The sequence below is a fragment of the Myxococcales bacterium genome (assembly GCA_022563535.1).
GTDB lineage: Bacteria > Myxococcota_A > UBA9160 > UBA9160 > UBA4427 > DUBZ01.
The window spans coordinates 1-4,366 of sequence record JADFNE010000143.1; the positions used below are offsets into that span (position 1 = coordinate 1).

Sequence of the window (4,366 nt, forward strand, 5' to 3'; positions counted from 1 at the left end):
AATTCATCCTCGCCCACTACCAGGTAGACAAGGTCTTCGGAAGATTTCGGGTACTGCGTTGGATCGATGCGATAAGATCGGGTTCATGAAGAAACTTTGCGAGTTGGCCCGGCTTGCTGTCCTTGCGGCCACACTCGCCGGCTCGATCCAATGTACGCAGTCGGAATCCGCAAAGGTGCCAGATCGGATCATCCTCATCGTAGTGGACACGCTGCGACAAGATCACGTATCCGCCTATGCCACGACCGCCACGACCGCCACGACAGTCGCTCCCGCACTGACCCCGAACATCGATCGACTTGCCGCCGGTGGCCAACTCTTCACCAATGCAGTGGCGGCCTACCACTCCACGACCATGTCGATGGCCGCCATCTTTACCGGGCGCACTCCGAGCATCGAGACCGGGGAGCGAAAGCGTCCGCTGGAATGGAACACCTTTGCGGCCTGCGGCATGTCTCGGTTCGCCGAACCCGGAAAGCAAGATGCCTGCGTTCCGGACAGCCTGGAAACCCTCGCGGAAGACATGCGTAGGGCTGGTTACTGGACGCTCGGGGTCGTTTCGAACGAACTGCTTTACCAACCCAGTGGTTACGACCAGGGTTTTGATACGTGGGTTGAAGTCGGCCTGCCTGCGCCAGGTGAGACCCTGAACGTCTTCAAGGCCTCGCCGATTCGAACCGCGCGTCACGTCAATCGCGACGTGCTGCTCGCGCTGTCCCAGCGTCCCAGCGATCGTTTTTTTCTCTACATCCACTACATCGATGTTCACGACTGGTCCCTGTTTCAACGCAGCTACGAGAAGTCCGTACAGCGATTCGACGAGCGCCTGGGTGAACTCCTCGATGAGCTTGCGACCATGGGGCTTCTCGAAAACGCGACCATCATCCTCACTTCCGATCACGGCGAGATGCTCGTTGAAAAGCATCTCGGCCTGAAGACCTTGCGACACTTCGGCAACCCGTCCTTCGAGCCAGTACTCAAGGTTCCCCTGATTGTGACACCGCCAATCAAAGCCGATGCCAATGCCCTGGTTCGATCCCAGGATGTGCGTGGGATGATTCTCAAAATTGCTGGAATCGAAACCGAGCTTGCGCCGGACCTGGATTTCGACGAGCTGATCATTTCCGAGAAGTTCTATCAGAACTACCGCAAGGGCCGCTGGAAAAGCCTCTGGGAACGAAGCGGCGATCGACAAATGCTCTTCGATCTCGTCGCGGACCCAAACGAAGAGGTGGATCTTTCGCAGCGAAGGGGTGATATCTTGCTGGAGCACCGCAAGCGAATCGACGAACTCAGTCGCGCCATGGCCTCAGCCGCGTCTCTTTACCAGGAACTCAGCGAACAAGACCGCGAACGGCTCAGTGTACTCGGCTACATCGAATCTGTAAGCGACAGGGTCAAAGATCTCGCCCCGAAGCTCCAACCCGGTGATTCGCCTTGATTGGAGCCCCCGTGCTCGAGAGCCTGACTCGACCTCGTATCTTCGCAGCGATTCTGCTCGTGCTGACGGGTATCGAATCCTGGTGGTATGCACCCTATGGGCTGGGGGGCAGCGATGAAGGTGCATTGTTGGCCACCGCCGGTCGCATCATGCGGGGTGATGTCTTTTATCAAGATCTCGACGCCTACCCGTTTCCCGGCGCGCCCTATTTGCTGGCGCTAGTGATGGGGCTCTTCGGCGAGCATGTGTCGGTCGCGCGGTTTCTAGCGGGAGTCTTTTATAGCGGCATTGTGGTGACGCTCTACGCCGTGGCACTCCAACTCATCAGTCGAGAGCGTGCAGCACTATTCGGGATCTCGTTGCTCGGGTTCAAGTTCTTGGCCTGGCCCGCCTATACCTCGTACTTCTACTGGGACGTCTCGTTCTTTGCGGCCAGCATCGCGGTCCTGTTGCTGCTGTATTCGACAGATCAAAGGACCAGAGGTCCGTTGATTGGGATCGGGGCGGCGGTGGGGGTCGCCTTCATTACCAAGCAGAGCATTGGGATTTATCTGGGAATTGCGATTGCGGCAGTGCTTTCGTTCGATCACTTCATGAAGCGAGGGGAGGGCGGCAGCGAAAGTTCGCTACCACGGCAATGGGGTCATCTCGCCCTCGGCTTCTCGTTGGCCGCTGGCCCGCTGATCCTCTACTTCGCGGTCAAGGGTCTGCTCCCCCATATGATCTCCAGCGGACTCATCCGTCCGTTTACGGACTATGCCGAAACCAGCGGCATTTCCTTCGGCACACCACTTCGTTGGTGGGAGCTTGGAGACCTGCAAGGTCCCCAGTTGTTTTTCTATTACCCGGTCTCCTACTGGACGGTGATGCGCAACGGAGTACTCCCGGGAGGCGAGGCAGCCTACGCGGCATATTGGGCTGCCGGAGAAGTGTTCATCCGCTGGATCTACACTTCTCTCCCCCTGGCGTTTGCCGCCGCTGGCGCATTTTGTCTGCGCGACCGCAGTCGACTTTCCTTGCCCGCGGAGCGCCGCTTCGCAACCTTCGTGCTGCTCTGCGCAGCGATCACCCTGTCTGCATTTCCCCGGTCGGACTTCACCCACTTGATGGGCATCTATCCCATGGTGCTCCTGCTGATGTTCATCTGCTTCGGGCGGCTTACCGGACTAGACAAAGAAGAAAGCGGCAAACTCGTTCCGCGTACTTTCGAAGCCGTCACGGTCGCGATCATTGCGATGCTCTTTCTGGGACTCGGCGCGGCGCGTCATCGTGGCATGACCGCCCGCATCGATCTGCCGCGGGCCAATCTCAAGGTCTTTCCATCGAGTTCCTACCACGCTTCAATCGTTCGCTTTGTAACGGACGAAGTCCCAGAAGAGGCTCCCTTCTTTGTCTACGGGCACGAAGCCTTCTACTACTTTCTTTCGGGACGCTATTCGTCCTGGTCGTTTCTGCAGTTGTACCCGGGACAAGCGGGGGGCGACAACGGCGTTGCGCTCACTGAATACTTGAAGCGGGATCCACCGCCCTACATCATTCAGGGGTTCCTCAACTTCCCCGGCATTCCGCGACTGCCGTCCTATACCGGAGTCTTGTTCGATCATCTGCGTGCATCCTACCGGGAAGACACCCGGGTCTTTGAGCGCTACCCACCGGCGTCGAGCAATTCCCCGGGCCACCATTGGATACAGGTTTTGCGATTAAAATCGGACACCGACCTCGAATGAGCTCAAACCATGAAGATGTGAGTTCGCAGCAGCAGACTGCCCTGCATCTACTGTTCATCGTAGGCTTGAGTCTTGCCTATGAATCACTCTTCGTGAGCAATGGCTTTAATCCCCTCGACGATTCATGGCCAATTTATGCCCTCTGGAATCTCGAGGCCGGAGGCACCCTCTATCGAGATGTGCTCTGGGTGTTTCCGCCGGGACATCTGATTCCCGCATGGATCGGATATCACCTGGCGCCGCCGGGGCTCTTCGGAGCCCGGGTGATCTATGGCGCTTTTGCAGTCGCCTCTTGCGTGGGCCTCTATCTCCTCGGTCGTCGCTTGATGCCCGCGCGCTTCGCCTTGTTTGCTGCGGTGTTGGCGGCGGTGGCGGCGCCTGATTCGCATCTGATGCATACGATTTTCGGCTACCGATACTTGATCTTCAGCATGCTGGCCCTGCTCGCCTACGCCCGCAGAATTGAAACGGACGACGTTCGCTGGCTTGCAGTCGCCGGCCTGTGGCTCGGCGTGGGTGCCTTCTTCCGTTTGGGTCCTGTTTTCGCTGCCGGGTGCGGGCTCGGCGTTGCGGTCATGAGCATGCACCGGGACCCACGCGATTGGGCGCGCGATTGGGCCGCACTGGCTCTCGGGATCCTCGCCATCTTCGTACCCCTCTTGCTATGGGCCGCTGTCACCGTGGGGCTCGACAGTATCTGGCGCGAGATCGTGAGCCGGCCGGCGCTCATGGACTGGCGTCAATCCTTGCCGTTTCCCGAGATCGTTTTTCCCGACACATGGCATCGGGTTCACCTTCGGCAGTGGTTTGTCTCGCTTCAGTTTCGCGCCATTTGGTTGCTTTACGGGGGCTACTTCATGGCCCTCGTATGGAGCTATGTGCGGGCGTATCGCGAGCGCAGGAGCTTTGCTCAACCCCTGTTGGTCGCCGTTTGGTTGTGGGGAGGCGTATTCTTCCTTCGCTCGCTGACGCGTTCGGATGAGCCTCATCTCGATTCGGCGATCCCCCCGGTCTTGCTTTTGTCCGTGCATGGCGTCTACTCCGTAACGCGTCGGATCGGAACCTCGCTCGATTGGAATTCGAATGGCCGCGCCTGGGTTGAACGAGGAATCGTCGTCAGCGGTGTCGCACTCTGGATCTTCATGCACGCGACCGATACCTGGATCCCCTACGCGCGTCGCGGGGGCAATCCAATTCA

At 58.7% G+C, this 4,366-nt stretch carries 3 protein-coding genes; all 3 read left to right on the forward strand.

Annotated features, from left to right (window positions below; all coding sequences use genetic code 11):
• Positions 1-85: 85 nt before the first annotated feature.
• Complete coding sequence (locus tag IH881_20305) at positions 86-1,441, forward strand: sulfatase (GenBank protein MCH7870041.1); 1,356 nt, start codon at positions 86-88, stop codon at positions 1,439-1,441.
• An 11-nt stretch (positions 1,442-1,452) separates the two neighbouring features.
• Complete coding sequence (locus IH881_20310; protein MCH7870042.1) at positions 1,453-3,168, forward strand: glycosyltransferase family 39 protein; 1,716 nt, start codon at positions 1,453-1,455, stop codon at positions 3,166-3,168.
• A partial coding sequence (locus IH881_20315) for a glycosyltransferase family 39 protein (protein MCH7870043.1) occupies positions 3,165-4,366 on the forward strand: 1,202 nt, incomplete at its 3' end. The genes IH881_20310 and IH881_20315, both read left to right, overlap by 4 nt.